Source organism: Roseibium album (genome assembly GCF_965233825.1).
Classification (GTDB): Bacteria; Pseudomonadota; Alphaproteobacteria; order Rhizobiales; family Stappiaceae; genus Roseibium; species Roseibium album.
Genome location: NZ_OZ247583.1, coordinates 3,263,768 through 3,277,839, shown reverse-complemented (window position 1 = coordinate 3,277,839; position 14,072 = coordinate 3,263,768). Strand labels below are relative to the sequence as shown.

The 14,072-nt window shown below is 57.4% G+C and carries 15 protein-coding genes; 9 read left to right on the top strand and 6 right to left on the bottom strand.

Going from position 1 to position 14,072, the window contains the following annotated elements; genetic code table 11:
- Positions 1-252 precede the first annotated feature (252 nt).
- On the bottom strand, positions 253-792 hold the full coding sequence (locus ACO6TI_RS15115; protein ID WP_422385217.1) for a hypothetical protein: 540 nt from the start codon (positions 790-792) through the stop codon (positions 253-255).
- A gap of 83 nt (positions 793-875) precedes the next feature.
- Positions 876-1,961 carry a helix-turn-helix domain-containing protein gene (locus ACO6TI_RS15110; RefSeq protein ID WP_422385216.1) on the bottom strand — a complete coding sequence of 362 codons (1,086 nt, stop codon included), beginning with the start codon at positions 1,959-1,961 and terminating at the stop codon, positions 876-878.
- 416 nt (positions 1,962-2,377) lie between these two features.
- On the opposite strand from ACO6TI_RS15110, the gene ACO6TI_RS15105 reads away from it, so the two are divergent.
- Both ACO6TI_RS15105 and ACO6TI_RS15100 read left to right on the top strand, forming a co-directional pair.
- Positions 2,378-3,235, top strand: coding sequence for a hypothetical protein (locus tag ACO6TI_RS15105; protein WP_158705441.1), 858 nt, complete (start codon positions 2,378-2,380; stop codon positions 3,233-3,235).
- Positions 3,236-3,639: 404 nt separating this feature from the next.
- Entirely contained in the window at positions 3,640-4,056 is a 417-nt protein-coding gene (locus ACO6TI_RS15100) for a universal stress protein (RefSeq protein WP_196878439.1), read from the top strand.
- Between the two features lie 357 nt (positions 4,057-4,413).
- On the opposite strand, the gene ACO6TI_RS15095 is transcribed toward ACO6TI_RS15100, so the two are convergent.
- The 3 genes from ACO6TI_RS15095 to pcaQ form a co-directional block, all read right to left on the bottom strand.
- Positions 4,414-5,025 (bottom strand): ferric reductase-like transmembrane domain-containing protein, encoded by a 612-nt coding sequence (locus ACO6TI_RS15095; RefSeq protein WP_422385215.1) that lies wholly within the window; start codon positions 5,023-5,025, stop codon positions 4,414-4,416.
- A gap of 20 nt (positions 5,026-5,045) precedes the next feature.
- Positions 5,046-5,534, bottom strand: a complete 489-nt coding sequence (locus tag ACO6TI_RS15090; protein WP_055111988.1) for a hypothetical protein — start codon at positions 5,532-5,534, stop codon at positions 5,046-5,048.
- A gap of 223 nt (positions 5,535-5,757) precedes the next feature.
- The gene (gene pcaQ, locus ACO6TI_RS15085; RefSeq protein ID WP_196878442.1) at positions 5,758-6,678 is read right to left on the bottom strand and encodes a pca operon transcription factor PcaQ; all 921 of its coding nucleotides are present in this window, start codon (positions 6,676-6,678) and stop codon (positions 5,758-5,760) included.
- 92 nt (positions 6,679-6,770) lie between these two features.
- On the opposite strand from pcaQ, the gene pobA reads away from it, so the two are divergent.
- From pobA to ACO6TI_RS15050, 7 genes are read left to right on the top strand one after another with little or no spacing between them, the layout of a single operon-like run.
- The gene (gene pobA / locus ACO6TI_RS15080; RefSeq protein ID WP_422385214.1) at positions 6,771-7,940 is read left to right on the top strand and encodes a 4-hydroxybenzoate 3-monooxygenase; all 1,170 of its coding nucleotides are present in this window, start codon (positions 6,771-6,773) and stop codon (positions 7,938-7,940) included.
- Positions 7,940-8,740 (top strand): 3-oxoadipate enol-lactonase, encoded by an 801-nt coding sequence (gene pcaD, locus ACO6TI_RS15075; RefSeq protein WP_422385213.1) that lies wholly within the window; start codon positions 7,940-7,942, stop codon positions 8,738-8,740. The genes pobA and pcaD overlap by 1 nt, the downstream gene beginning before the upstream one ends.
- Positions 8,724-9,113: a 4-carboxymuconolactone decarboxylase gene (gene pcaC, locus ACO6TI_RS15070; protein ID WP_055111980.1), complete on the top strand. Its 390-nt coding sequence runs from the start codon at positions 8,724-8,726 to the stop codon at positions 9,111-9,113. The genes pcaD and pcaC overlap by 17 nt, the downstream gene beginning before the upstream one ends.
- Positions 9,114-9,145: 32 nt before the next feature.
- The gene (gene pcaH, locus ACO6TI_RS15065; RefSeq protein WP_196900767.1) at positions 9,146-9,871 is read left to right on the top strand and encodes a protocatechuate 3,4-dioxygenase subunit beta; all 726 of its coding nucleotides are present in this window, start codon (positions 9,146-9,148) and stop codon (positions 9,869-9,871) included.
- A gap of 1 nt (position 9,872) precedes the next feature.
- Positions 9,873-10,493, top strand: coding sequence for a protocatechuate 3,4-dioxygenase subunit alpha (gene pcaG, locus ACO6TI_RS15060; protein ID WP_108873041.1), 621 nt, complete (start codon positions 9,873-9,875; stop codon positions 10,491-10,493).
- 9 nt (positions 10,494-10,502) lie between these two features.
- Complete coding sequence (locus ACO6TI_RS15055) at positions 10,503-11,339, top strand: 3-keto-5-aminohexanoate cleavage protein (protein WP_422385212.1); 837 nt, start codon at positions 10,503-10,505, stop codon at positions 11,337-11,339.
- A 53-nt stretch (positions 11,340-11,392) separates the two neighbouring features.
- Positions 11,393-12,706, top strand: coding sequence for a lyase family protein (locus ACO6TI_RS15050; RefSeq protein WP_422385211.1), 1,314 nt, complete (start codon positions 11,393-11,395; stop codon positions 12,704-12,706).
- Positions 12,707-12,712: 6 nt separating this feature from the next.
- Here the strand turns inward: ACO6TI_RS15050 and ACO6TI_RS15045 are convergent, their stop codons facing one another.
- Positions 12,713-14,068, bottom strand: coding sequence for a TRAP transporter large permease (locus ACO6TI_RS15045; protein ID WP_055111970.1), 1,356 nt, complete (start codon positions 14,066-14,068; stop codon positions 12,713-12,715).
- Positions 14,069-14,072: the final 4 nt, after the last annotated feature.

Here is a 14,072-nt window from a genome sequence, read left to right as displayed (position 1 = left end):
CCTTGATCGTCTGCATGGCGTCAAACTCGCGAGTTCCGGTCCAATAGCGGGAATCGGAAGTTCGCAGCAAGTGCCGGGTTACAACCAATGCCGTTGACCGTCCTGCATAGTCTTGCCTTTCGCTTCGATATGCACAGGTCATTGTGAGTTTGTACCTTGATCGCCAAATATCAGAATCGTGCATAGGGTGACAGGCGATACCGGGCGGATTGCAATCCGGTTTCAGCAACATCCGCGCACGGAAATTTTGCTCTATGGAAGCGTCGTTGTCAGGGTTGCGCAGTCCACCAATGTAGTGCCTGCGCCCAGGATATCCGCCATCAGGTTTCGACCAGGATTTATGACAAACCCGGTATCCGCTGAAAGACCACGAGCCAAATACAGGTCTGTCGCCTTATCTGCGGAATTGGATGTGACGCGCACCCTGTCGCTGACCAGATCACGCCCTGCCAGCAGGTCGCGCATGACCTTCGGGGCGGTGATGACAATTCGGATCGAGCCTGTTCGCCCCACATCAATGCGTTGGCCGGAAAAGTCGCCCGCGACAAAACGGACAGGCATGGTTTGACATGTCCTGTTGACCCGAAACGTGGCGGTGCCATTCCCTGCAAGGCCACGCAGCATCAGCAGGTTTCCTTCCCGTGGATGCGGAATATCGATAACAGCGACATCCTGTTTTGTGTCCGTATTCGATTCAGCCTGTGCGGCGTCGACAGAAGAAACTGCGATCAACGTCGTAAAGAGGGCCAAACCAATGACCGCCAGCTGATCTCCAAGGTCTTCGATGTTCACGACATTTCCTTTCTCGGTTGCTTTCCCGTGCATGCGGGTTCTGCAAGCATGAAAGGCGAGAAGCGCTTGAGCCGCGCCCAGATCTACGTATTTGAACGTTTGAGATCGCGATTGCGGACGTTCTTGTTGCCGGAACCTTGCCGTCTTTGACAGGACGGCGTTTGACCGGTGAGGCGGCGAAACTCGGTGTTAAAGCTGGATTTGCTTTGGAATCCAGCCTCCAACATGATGTCCGTCACAGGCAAATCGGTGGTTTTCAGAAGCATCGCGGCATGGCGCACGCGAAACCCATTGATGTAGCGCGAGATATTCTCGCCATGGATGCGATTGACCGCTTTCGACACACTTCGTGCGGGGCAGTGCAGCCTCCGACCCAACCGCGCGAGCGTCAGGTCCGGGTCAGTGAACATCTTGTGTTCGATCATCAGCCTGTCAAGCTTGCGCAACAGGTCCTGATCCTCTTCAAGCGTTTCCTGCCTCGGCGCTTCTCGGGAAACGTCTCGCGTCCGGGGTCCAAGAACAAGTGGCAGGCCAACAAGCGCGCAGAGCAGGACCACCGCAACAACCACGCCGGATGCGCCGGTCAGGAGACGCATTACCCCTGCATTGCCCGCAGAGAGCATCGCAGCAAGGATCGTGGCATCGGCTGCAACGATCAGGGCGATAAAGAGGATTGCGAATAGCAATGCAATTCTGACCAAGCGAAATTTGTTTGGTGCGACCTGAACAAATGCGTCCGGCGGCTGGCGCAGCATCGCCGTCAGCAAAATGGCATAGACGGCATTTGTTCCGATCACGATCACATCAGCGGACCAGGCCGTCGGTACGAGAAGCGCGAGTTCCGCCAAGGTCAGTCCCGTGGCTGCGATCTGAAGCGCCTGACGTGTCGGGGACCCGGTCGTTGACGCTAGTGATTGAAAACCTAGCCAGAGCGTCGGGGCAATCAGTATCGCGATATGAGGCTGTACCCTGCCAAGCACCTCAAAACCATATTCCACTCTTAGCCCCACAAACGCGGTGACCACCGCAATGAGGCCAAGTCCAAGGCCAAACAGAACGCGCGCTGCAATCGGTAGAAGCGGTCTGCTTACAACCGCCGCTGCAATGAACACAGCGAGAATCGAAATGATCCAGGACGTTGGAACCGTGTTCACAGTCGTATTCCTCAAGCCAGGTTCCCAAGCGCGCAACCGCATAGATGTCCCGCAACGATTCAGGAACCGCGCAAATGCGATGCCCGACATGCAAGACTATGATGGCACGGAACTTGATGCCACACGGATCAGCACTCTGGTTGCGGTCTGCAGTTCTAGATCGCGTTTCAGAACTATTTTCAGCCTGAAAAGTGTTCTGTGTCCCGCGCCGTGTGAATTCGCAGAGTGGCATGTCCGGTCCGGGCATGCATCTGACCAGGCGCTTGCTGGCAGACCCCAATATTGTTGGCGATGTCATCGGTAGACCACGCAAGACTTCACGAAACCGCTTCAGGGTCGCTATTTTTAAAAGCAGGGAGTTACTGACAGAGCTCAGATGACATATATTGGTTTGGCAAAGTGAGTGACCTAAACAGATACCGGAGACTGATGTGTCACCAAGTAAGGGCCGCGTCGAAAGACTGATTGATACGATTGCTTCAGAGTTCCAGTCTCATCTCATCGACTTGTGGAACACCTCCACAGTCCTCGATATCCAGGACGGCGCCGTTCAAAAAATGATCTCAAGCGAAGCACCATTTGGTGTCATCGGGATCAAGATCCTGATGCGCAATCCGGGAGACGCAGATCGTCTTTTTGAGCATCAGTGGAATTTCAGCATCGGGATCACCGGATGTGAATTCACGCTTTTGGATGTCGATTACCAGAACGACGTTTGGATCGGTGATGCGAATTCCGCCGCATTCGCTGGGCACGAACACATTGCCTACAAATCGGTTGAACACATGATTGCCTTTCATGGCGACGATTTCGGCGTCGGAAAGGTCTTCATCGAAAAAATTGGAGCTCTCTGCCCCAGCCTGCTTGAAAAGCCACCATTGTTCTTTCGACTGCCGCGCAGGGCGCCACCCGCCTACAGATTTACGGCAGCCCCCCAGGCCATTCGCGAGGAGATAGGCCTTTCATCTGATGACCGCGTGGTTCTGATTGAGACGATGATCAAAGAACACGGGATTGACCCATACAAGATCCTTCTGTCCTTCCATTCTGATGAAAACTTCTGGCTGGTTGATCTCCCCGAAGCGCTTGTCGACCGTTACCAGCATGGCCTGATTGATCCAAGCCTTGGTGAACACCATTCAAATCTTGAGGTCGGGGTATCCATTACGGCAGAGGCTCTGAGGAACAGAATCCGGCAGAAGTCAAACAGCGCTGAGCGCGATAACGACGTCTTTTTCTCCATGTCTGGAAGCGGTTCCGCGTCAGGTTATTTGAACCGATTGAATTGAGTTTACGTTGGCTGGTGTCATTTTTTTGCTGCGAGAAAGCGCGCAATTCCTGACCGTCTCCTCCCGGATTCAAAACCGACCTTCGCTGCGAGCGTATTGAGTTACAACAATGCGCCTCAGGGTCGGACGTTTGCGGATTTTCGGCCAGGTTTGAAAAGTTGCCATTCACGGTAAGGCAACCGAAAGTGTATTGAGGGCGGAGAACGGACGTTCGCTGCATAATGCATCAAGGTCGGCAATGCAGACGAAGCGTTCATTTGCTTCCAGCGGTTAGAAATGATTTACCTTCTCGCGAGGTCCGCGACACGCGCGGCCCTTAAAAACCAGCGTGAGCAGGTGTCTGGAGCCCAGTGGATGGGCGGCATGACGGCCAGGATAAACCTGCAAAACTGGGGAGAAAAACGATGTTCAAGCGTATCATGGCGCCGGTTGATCTGGCACATGTTGAAAAACTGAGGGCCGCACTCGAATGCGCCGCAGATCTTGCCAAACACTACAGCGCACCTGTTGTGTATGTGGGCGTCACCTCATCCCAACCCAGCGAATTGGCACATAATCCAGAAGAATTCGCACAAAAACTTGGCATATTTGCAGCGGCAGAAGCTGCCAGGTTCGGCATAGAAACTGTGGCATATGCCACTATCGCGCACGATCCGACGATCGAGGTTGACGATGCACTGATGCGCGCAATCAAAGAAACTGGCGCCGATCTCGTCGTCATGGCAAGCCATGTGCCGAATGTCATGGACCATATCTGGCCGTCTAACGGGGGAAAACTTGCCGCGTACGCGAAATGCTCAGTGATGGTTGTGCGCACTTAGACACCACAAGACAACGCACGAGTAGCCCACAGATGGTCGACGAAACTACAGTTGAGCCCAAGGGTGAAAAATCTCGAGGCCCATAGTTGGCAGACGCTCGACAGGGCCGGGGCAAGTTGAGAGCCGGCATTGCCTTTCCACGTGTAAAAACCGGCAGTCCTCAAACGACCCCAATTCAGTTGCTACTCGACCAACACCAACCTTATTGCCTCATCCGCAACAACTCCGCATTCGCCCCGAAGACAAATTCCATCACAGCCCCTGCCCTCCAGCTTATGTCGCTTCATTCTCGAAAATGGTTCACATCCGTTGCCGAAGAGATTGTTCATGATTTCTGGCGCTCGATTGACTTTATGCCTAAGCATCCCGCCGGTGCCGTGAGGTCCAGACTTTCAGGTCTGCGAAGGCTTTCAGGAATGCCGCAAGTACCAGCCCGCAGAGCGCCACCTTTGTCACAGTTTCCATCGTGCCTTCGATCAGAAGAGCATGAATCACGCTACCTGCGACAATCACGAGGGCAAGCGAAGTGTGTGCCAGACGCCATGTGCGCAGTCTCAGTTGCAGGCGGCGGCGAATCGCAGCCAGCAGCGCTGCGGCAAAGACGGCCCACATGGCAATCACGCCCCATACGGAAAACGGTGTCGGCGAGCGGAACAGAAGCGCATCAATCACATCCGGCGGACTGGTGATCCAGAGCCCCGCGACGTGAACGATCACGGCCAGAACGAGAACACCGCCAACCCATCGATGATGCCTGCGTCCGCGTTGCCTCGCCAGTCCGGGCAGATAACCACCGGCCAGCAAAGGCTGAACGAGAAGGAGTGCCATCGCGATGATCCCCGCGAAGCCGGCCGCGATGTAAACCGGTTGGCGCCATTGCAACAAGGGACTGGCTGCGGCGGCTGCAACCGGAATCAGTAAAACAGCCGCAAGGAAACCCCAGATCAGGATCGCTCGTGTCCTGCCCATTTAATTACGAACCGGCCCGGTCAAGCAGGTTGAAGAACGAAATGCACCTCCAGGGTGGTGTCCCTGGCGCTGCTCATGACCGGACGCAGGAACACGGTTTCGAATTCTCCGCTGTCATAGGCAAGGTGGCCATGCGGCTGTCCGAAGGCCGGTACAATTTGCGGCATCTCCAGCCGGAACACTCCGTTGGCGTCGGTGAGCGTTGCACCGTGACTGCGCTCGTCGCGTTCGTGTCCTTCGGTCGTATGTGCCCAGACCTGGATGCGCTGACCTTCGAGGGGAGCGCCGTCGCCCGCGCGGCGGACGGTTCCCGTCATCCAGAAGCCGCCGCCGCCGATGCGGTCGACGATCGGGGCACCGGGACGGTAATTGTTGGATCCACCGCGCATCGAACGCGTCGGTGCCAGATCCTGTGCACGGGCAGGAACAAGCAGCCCGGACATCCCGGCTACCGCAACGGCGCCACCGGCAGCCAGAAGATTTCGGCGGGTGAACAGGTCGGTCGTCATTCAAAATTCTCCTATCGGACAAGGCGCATCCGGCCTTCTGTCTGGCCAATGTAACTGCCGATCTGAAATTATAGGGCGATTGTGTCGATTTCCGAGTTTTCGAGGACGGTACAATCGCCGATTTTGCTCACGGTTTCGTGAACTCGCCTGGTCCGGGTTTGCCGGCGACAGTCTTTCCCGTTGTTTCGGTTCTCGTGACAGACCAGCTTCATCCAGTTTGAGATCACGACGTCAGATCCAGGTCGCTGATGACTGTTTGAACGGCAAGCAGGAAGATCTGGACCTCGGCACTTTGCTGGGTGTCCGGCCGCGTCATGAGGCCGACTGGCCCCTTGGTGATGTCGCTGTCAAATGGCAGCCGAACCAGGGTGCCGTCCTCGGTCTCGGTCTGAACAACGCCCGATGATATGATCCAGACTGCGTCGGTCTGGCGGGTATAGAGCCGTCCGAACGCACCTGAAACGCTTTCAATGCGGTGGGGGATCTCGCCGACGCCATTGGCAATCATGAAACGCTCGACCAGCGGCCTGATCGCCGACCCTTCCGGCGGATAAATGACGGGCCAGTCGACGATGCGTTTGACATCCGGGTCCTTCAGCAACGGATGTCCCCTTCGTACGACCAGGTCGACGCGCTCTGAGTAAAGCTGCGTGAAGGAAACACCTTCCATGGAATCCGGGCGTCCGAGCCGACCGATCACAAGATCGAGCTCTCCCAGTTTCAGGCGCTCGATCAGATAGCCATGCGGTCCATCCATGATTTTGACAAGGACACTGGGTGACAGTTCGGCAAACTCCCTCACCACCGGCGGAATGAAGCTTGCCGCGACGCTCGGAAGCGCGCCGACCTTGAGTGTCGCCCGGGCATGGTCGCCTTCCTTTTCAACGCCGTCCAGGCCCTGCTGCAGGCTGGCAAGCGAAATCTGGGCGAAGTGCAGGAAGACCTTGCCCTGTTTCGTCAGGGCGATCCCTGCCCTGTTGCGGGTCATCAGGGTCGCACCGATGATGTCCTCGAGTTCCTTCAGCGTCTTGGAAATCGCCGGTTGGGTGAGTGACAGCTTATCGGCGGCAAGTTTGAGGCTGCGCTCGTGTGCGATTTCAACAAAACACTGGATGTGGCGGAATTTGATACGGCGGTCGATCATTTAGTTTCCCATTCCAGCAACAAAAAAGCTCATTATCTCATTTTACTTCTCATTTTTGGACATTCAATATAGTGCCAACAGAGGAGGAAAACATGCGTACTCAGGTTGTCATTGTGGGCGGCGGGCCTTCGGGACTGTTGCTGGGGCAACTGCTTCACCGCAAGGGCATCGAGACGATCATTCTCGAACGCAAGACGCGTGACTATGTACTCGGACGGATCCGCGCCGGCATTCTGGAAACAGGTCTTGTCGACATGATGCGCGAAGCCGGTGTCTCGGACCGGATGGACAAGGAATGCTTCATCCACCACGGCACCTGTATCTCCTATGAAAACGAGATGTTCGACATCAATTTTCAGGAGCTGATCGGTCAGAACGTGATCGTCTACGGCCAGACGGAAGTCACCCGCGATCTCTACGACGCAAGGGACGCTTGCGGTGGCAGGACACTCTTCGAAGTCGAAGACGTCGAAATCCGCGATGCGGAAACAGACAGCCCCCATGTCACCTTCACAATCGATGGCAGTGCAAAGCGCATAGACTGCGATTTTGTCGCTGGATGCGACGGTTTTCACGGCGTCAGCCGCAAGACGATCCCCGACACGGTGCGCAAGGATTACGAAAAGGTCTTCCCGTTCGGCTGGCTCGGGGTCCTGTCCGAAACACCGCCTGTGCATGACGAGCTTGTCTATGCCAATTCAGCGCGTGGATTTGCGTTGTGTTCCATGCGCAATGAACATCTTTCGCGGTACTATGTGCAGTGTGATCTCGACGACGATGTCTTCGAATGGAGCGACGACAGGTTCTGGGACGAGCTGAAACGCCGGCTGTCCGAGTCCGTCGCCGACAAACTCGTCACGGGTCCTTCCATCGAAAAATCGATTGCCCCACTTCGGTCTTTCGTCTGTGAGCCGATGCGTTGGGGCAGGCTGTTCCTGTGCGGTGACGCGGCCCATATCGTTCCGCCGACCGGCGCCAAGGGCCTGAACACCGCCGCATCCGACGTCCATTACCTGTTCGAAGGCCTGGTTCAATATTACCAGGACAACGACACAAACGGCATCGACCGTTACTCGGAGCGCGCGCTGGCGCGGATCTGGAAAGCGGAACGCTTCAGTTGGGCCACCACGAACATGCTGCATCGTTTCCCTGACCAATCGGAGTTCGACCTGAAGATGCAGCGCGCTGAAATCGAATCCCTTCACTACAATGAAATCGCGCAGAAGTGGTTTGCGCAGAATTATGTGGGGTTGCCGTACTGATGCAGATCGCACGCCTCAAAACCGTCGACCTTCACTGGAGCGAGGATGGTGACCGGGACGGCATCGCGGTCGTCTTTGCCAATTCCCTTGGTACTGATCTCCGTCTCTGGGACAAGGTCATTCCACTCCTGCCGCAAAAGGGATTACGCCTGATCCGTTTCGACAAGAGGGGCCACGGCCTATCATCGTGTCCCTCTTCGCCTTACACGATCGACGCACTGACGGATGACACAGAACAGCTTTTGGACCGGCTCCGGGTCAAGACCTGTATATTTGTCGGACTTTCGATCGGCGGCATTATCGCTCAACTTCTGGCCAGTCGCCGGCCGGAACTGGTCAAGGGTCTGGTTCTTTCGAACACGGCTGCCAAACTCGGCACAGCAGACATGTGGCAGGAAAGAATTGACCGCATCCGGAAAGACGGCATCGAGGCGATGGCCGATGCCATCCTGGAGCGCTGGTTCGGTGAAGAATTCCGCCGAAGCGACGAGGCCGTGGCCTGGCGCAACATGCTGACGCGGACACCGGTAGAGGGATATATCGGCTGCAGCGAAGCCATAGCGGCAAACGACCTGACAGCTTCGACATCGAAACTGAAGCTGCCGGTGCTCGGAATTGGCGGCGAACACGACCTGGCCAGCCCTCCGGATCTTGTCCGGGCGACGACGGATCTGATTGACGGCAGCCGGTATGTCGAAATCGGGAATGCAGGCCACCTGCCCTGTGTCGAGCAGCCGGACATCTATGCCGGCCATCTCGTTAGATTTTTCAAGGAGGACCTCAATGTCGGAGCGATATGAGCGCGGCATGGCCGTTCGCCGGGCGGTGCTCGGCGACGATCACGTAGACCGGGCCGAGAATGGCAAGACGGATCTCGACGGACCGTTCCAGACTCTGATCACCGAGGGCGCCTGGGGAACGGTCTGGTCGTCGGAGGGCATCAGCGCGCGCGAGCGGTCAATGCTGACACTTGCGCTGCTGGCAGCACTCGGTAACTTCGAGGAAATCGCGATGCACATCCGGGCAACGGCCCGCACCGGCGCCAGCAAGCAGGACGTGCTGGAAGCGTTCCAGCATGTCGCGGTTTATGCCGGCGTTCCGCGCGCCAACCAGGCCTTGAAGATCGCCAGGGAAACCTACGCCGAGATGGAACAGGGTAATCAGCAGGCATGAGCTGACCGGGCTGCCAGAGGGAGAAAACAACGATGAAACCAGGTCCGTATTATCAACGCGACCGGCAGTGGCAACCAGCGGCGCTGACGCCGGACTACAAGACCAGCGTGTCCCGCTCGCCGCAATATTCGATGATCAGTCTGGAAACGACGGTCAGCGAGGTCACGGGCCCCGTTTTCGGTCACAATGACATTGATCCGCTCGACAGGGATCTCTTGAACAACTTTGCCAAGCCCGGTGAAAGCCCGATCGGAGAACGCATCATCTTGCATGGGCGCGTGCTCGATGAAAATGCGAAACCGGTTCCCAACACGCTGGTCGAGATCTGGCAGGCCAACGCAGGCGGCCGCTACCGGCACAGGAAAGACACTTACCTCGCCCCGATCGACCCCAATTTCGGCGGTTGCGGCCGAACACTCACGGACGAGGACGGCCACTACCACTTCAGGACGGTCAAACCCGGTGCGTATCCCTGGCGCAACTGGGTCAACAGCTGGCGTCCGGCCCATGTTCACATATCGGTTTTCGGTTCAGCATTTGCACAGCGCCTGATTACACAATGCTACTTCGAGGGTGATCCGCTTATCGCAAAATGTCCCATCGTCAATACGATCCCCGACAAAGACGCGATCGAACAGTTGATTGCCCGGCTCGATCTCAACGCAACCCTTCCGCTGGACACGATCGCATACAAACTCGACATCGTGCTGCGGGGGCGCCGGTCGACCCTTTTCGAAAACCGGCCGGAGGGCAACTGACATGCGCCAGCATCTTGACTACCTGAAGGAAACCCCGTCACAGACAGCAGGTCCCTACGTTCATATCGGCCTTGCGCCTGGTGCGGCGGGATTTGAAATCTACAATCAGGAACTCGGCTGGGACATTGCCGGACCCAATGCAGCCGGTGAGCGCATCCGCGTCGAAGGACGGGTCATCGACGGGATGGGTTCTCCGATCAAGGACGTGCTTCTGGAAGCATGGCAGGCCAATGCAAACGGCATTTACGCGCATCCGGAGAGCGAAGGTGATGTTGAAGACGGTTTCCGCGGCTGGGGGCGTGTGATCACGAATTTCGAGACCGGCGAATGGGGGTTCGACACGGTCAAGCCCGGCAGCGTGACAGACGGCAACTCACGCGTGATGGCACCCCATATCAGCCTCTGGATCGTGGCGCGCGGTATCAATATCGGCTTGCACACGAGACTATACTTCGAAGACGAAAGGGATGCGAATGCCGGGGATCCGGTGCTGAATCTGATCGAATGGGAGCACCGCCGGGCAACATTGTATGCGAAAAGAGGTGAACGGGACGGCAAAACCGTCTACCGGTTTGACATAAAGTTACAAGGGGAAGATGAGACCGTCTTTTTCGACATCTGAGTGAAACACATGACAAAACCCTGCATCATCTGCGTCGCAATCACAGGTTCGGTGGCGACCAAGCAAAACAATCCGGCGGTGCCGATCACGGTCGCCGAACAGCTTGAAAGCACCCAAGAAGCCTTCGAAGCAGGCGCTGCCATCGTGCATGCCCACGTGAGAAACGACGACCAGTCGCCGACGTCGGATCCGGAAAGGTTCGCCCGTCTTAAGGAAGGCCTTGAGAAACACTGCCCGGGAATGATCATCCAGTTTTCAACCGGTGGGCGTTCCGGAGCCGGTGAAGCGCGCGGCGGCATGTTGCCGCTGAAGCCGGACATGGCCTCGCTTTCCGTCGGCTCCAACAACTTCCCGACACGGGTCTATGAAAACCCGCCCGACCTGGTCAACTGGCTGGCCGGTGAGATGCGGACCTATGCCGTCAAACCCGAAATCGAAGCCTTCGACCTGAGCCATATCCACCAGGCCGCCGCGATGAACAAGGACGGGCGCATCCCGGGCAGGCTCTACGTTCAATTCGTCATGGGTGTCAAAAACGCCATGCCGGTCGATCGGGATGTATTCGACTATTACATCAAGACCGTTCAGAGGCTTGTGCCGGATGCGGAATGGTGTGCAGCCGGTATCGGCAGGTATCAGCTGACCGTCAACGAGTGGTGCATTGCGGCCGGCGGGCACACAAGGACCGGCCTTGAAGACAATGTGCGCTTTGACAGGGAAACGCTTGCGCCTTCCAATGCTGCACTGGTGAGGCGAGCCGCGGAGCTTTGTGAAAAACACGAGCGCCCGGTTGCGACCTGGCAGCAAGCCCGCGATATCCTGGAGCTTCCACTCGAAGCGGCTTGACGTTGATGAATGCCTGGCTCTCAATTGAGGGCGAAACCCGATAGTTGAGAGCCATGCCTGTTTCCCTGTTTTCCAGCCAAGTCCACGCCGGGCTCTTCGCCGACGACAGCCTTCTGCCGATACTTGACGATGCAGGAGACGTACGGCACATGGTTCGTTTCGAACAGGCGCTGGCTGTTGTTCAGGGGCGTCTCGGCATTATCCCCGCGGAAGCCGCCAGGACGATTGAGCAAGGCCTTGAAGACACCTTGCCGGATCCGGCGAGCCTGAGCAGGGGAACGGCATCGGCAGGTGTTCCTGTACCGGCACTTGTCGCCGCCTTGCGAAAAATGGTCGGTGAAGAAGCGGGAAAATGGCTGCATTGGGGGGCAACCAGTCAGGATGTGATGGATACGGCGCAAATGCTGCAATCCAAAGCCTGCCTGGAAATCCTGGAACCCCGCCTGTTCCGGCTGATCGATACCCTTGAAACACGAAGCAACGAGACTGCCGAACAGCTTCTGGCCGGGCGGACACGCAGTCAGGTTTCGACGCCGGTCACGCTCGGGTACCGGGTCGCCCAATGGGCGCATCCCCTGATCGATGCCGGAAACGATCTGGCGGCACTGAGAGCCTCGGCACTCAGGGTGCAGTTCGGCGGCGCTTCCGGTGTCAACAGCGCGATTGCGCCGGACGGAACGGGGATCGCTGATGCTCTTGCAGTCGAACTAGATCTGCAGAACGCTCCCTCCTGGCACGTGAACAGGACACCTTTGCTGGCGTTGTCTGCCTGGCTGCAACGGATCTGTGCGGCCCTTGCCAAGATGGCCGGTGATCTCATCGTGATGGGCAGGACGGATATCGCAGAACTCGCCAGTGGAACGGGTGGCGGCTCATCGACAATGCCGCAGAAATCAAACCCGGTTCAGGCGGAGACGATCCAGGTTCTTTTCCAGATCGCCAATCACTCCCATGGAGTACTGGCGAGCGCCGCAGATCCTCTGGAAGAGCGGGACGGTGCGAAGTGGCCTCTTGAGTGGATGATGCTGCCGCAGATGTTTCTGGCGGCAGGATCTGCGCTACGTCATGCGCAGGCTCTTGCAGACAATCTGAGACCCGACGCTGCTCGCCTGGATGCGGTGCTTGCTTCCAATCCGGAAGTCATGGCCGAAACCGCCAGCTTCGTGCTTGCGAAAGCCGGGGTTCCGCGAGCTGACGCAAAGGACCTCGTCGCTCGTGCAGTCTCCGACAAGGCGCCCTTTGCCGACGCTCTGGCAAATCTCAGTCCAGTACAGATCAACTGGCAGACGGCGCTTGATCCCCAACTTGTCATCGAACCCTGCCGGCAAATGTCCGGGAGGATCTTTGCACGCCGGGTTCGCAAATAGGCCTTTTCATCGGAGGATTTCCGGCAGCCAGAGCGCAATCGCCGGGAAGCTTACCAGCAGGATTACGCGGATGACCTCGGCCCCGAAGAAGGGCGCAACACCCTTGAATGTCTCAATCATCGGCGTGTCGCGGGCAAGCGAGGAAATCACGAAGACATTCATCCCGACCGGTGGCGTGATCAGGCCGAGTTCCACGACAATCAGCGCCAGGATCCCGAACCAGATCTTGAGGTCCTCTGTGCTCATGCCGAAACCGGCCCCGTCAGCCCCCTGATAGATGCCGCCATTGATGTCGACCAGCACCGGCCAGAAAAACGGAATGACAAGGAGGATCATGGAGAGACTGTCCATCAGGCAGCCGAGAATGATGAGGGCGACAAGCAGGATGATCAGGACTGTCATCGGCTCCAGGCCGGAATTCGAAATCCAGGCAGCGGTTTCCTGAGGCAACCCAACGCGAGACATGAAGATCTTCAGGAGTTCCGCACCGAGGATAATCAGGTAGATCATCCCGGACGTCGCGGCTGTTTCCTTGAGCGCAGAGACAAAGTCGGAGCGCGACAGGTTCTTCTGGACGACACCGAAAAACAGCACCAGGAACACACCGACAGCCGCGGCTGGTGTCGGATTGTATAGGCCGCCATAAATTCCGCCGATAACCAGTCCGAAGATGACGAGGACCGGGATCATGCCGATCGTCGCCTCGACAAACTCGCCTCGATCCGCCACGCCGCCCTTCGGGCCCGAAGAAGGATTGATGGCGACATAGATCGCGATCGTCAGAAGAAACAGGATAACCGCCAGGAGACCGGGCAGAAACGCGGCCATGAACATGGTGACGATATTCGCCTCGACGATGACGGCGTAGATGATCAGGACCACAGAAGGTGGAATGAGAATGCCCAGAACACCCCCGGCCGCGAGTGTCCCGGTGGCGAGCGCTCCCGAGTAGTTGTAGCGGCGCAGTTCGGGAAGCGCGACCTTGCCCATCGTTGAAGCTGTTGCAAGCGATGATCCGCAAACGGCTCCAAACCCGGCGCATCCGGCAATCGCGGCCATGGCTGTGCCGCCGCGCATCCAACCAAGCCAGGCATTGGCGCCCCGGAACAAGGCCTGACTGAGGCCTGTTTTGGAGGCAATTGCGCCCATCAGGACGAACATGGGAACGACCGACAGATCGTAGATCGAGAATTGCCCATAAGCCAGGGTCTTGAGCTGGCTGAGAACCAGCGCGGGACCGTTCAGCATCATTGTGCCGACGCCGCCCACAAGGATCATGGCATAGGCGATCGGTATGCGGATTGCGATCAGGAAGACCAGCACGGCGAGAGCGCCCAGGCCGAGCACGAGTGCATCTGTCATGTGC

Excerpts from the sequence above, each read along its gene's own strand:
- ACO6TI_RS15100 (WP_196878439.1), top strand. The coding sequence starts at position 3,640 with ATGTTCAAGCGTATCATGGCGCCGGTTGATCTGGCACATGTTGAAAAA.
- ACO6TI_RS15095 (WP_422385215.1), bottom strand. The coding sequence starts at position 5,025 with ATGGGCAGGACACGAGCGATCCTGATCTGGGGTTTCCTTGCGGCTGTT.
- ACO6TI_RS15090 (WP_055111988.1), bottom strand. The coding sequence starts at position 5,534 with ATGACGACCGACCTGTTCACCCGCCGAAATCTTCTGGCTGCCGGTGGC.
- pcaQ (WP_196878442.1), bottom strand. The coding sequence starts at position 6,678 with ATGATCGACCGCCGTATCAAATTCCGCCACATCCAGTGTTTTGTTGAA.
- pobA (WP_422385214.1), top strand. The coding sequence starts at position 6,771 with ATGCGTACTCAGGTTGTCATTGTGGGCGGCGGGCCTTCGGGACTGTTG.
- pcaD (WP_422385213.1), top strand. The coding sequence starts at position 7,940 with ATGCAGATCGCACGCCTCAAAACCGTCGACCTTCACTGGAGCGAGGAT.
- pcaC (WP_055111980.1), top strand. The coding sequence starts at position 8,724 with ATGTCGGAGCGATATGAGCGCGGCATGGCCGTTCGCCGGGCGGTGCTC.
- pcaH (WP_196900767.1), top strand. The coding sequence starts at position 9,146 with ATGAAACCAGGTCCGTATTATCAACGCGACCGGCAGTGGCAACCAGCG.
- pcaG (WP_108873041.1), top strand. The coding sequence starts at position 9,873 with ATGCGCCAGCATCTTGACTACCTGAAGGAAACCCCGTCACAGACAGCA.
- ACO6TI_RS15055 (WP_422385212.1), top strand. The coding sequence starts at position 10,503 with ATGACAAAACCCTGCATCATCTGCGTCGCAATCACAGGTTCGGTGGCG.
- ACO6TI_RS15050 (WP_422385211.1), top strand. The coding sequence starts at position 11,393 with ATGCCTGTTTCCCTGTTTTCCAGCCAAGTCCACGCCGGGCTCTTCGCC.
- ACO6TI_RS15045 (WP_055111970.1), bottom strand. The coding sequence starts at position 14,068 with ATGACAGATGCACTCGTGCTCGGCCTGGGCGCTCTCGCCGTGCTGGTC.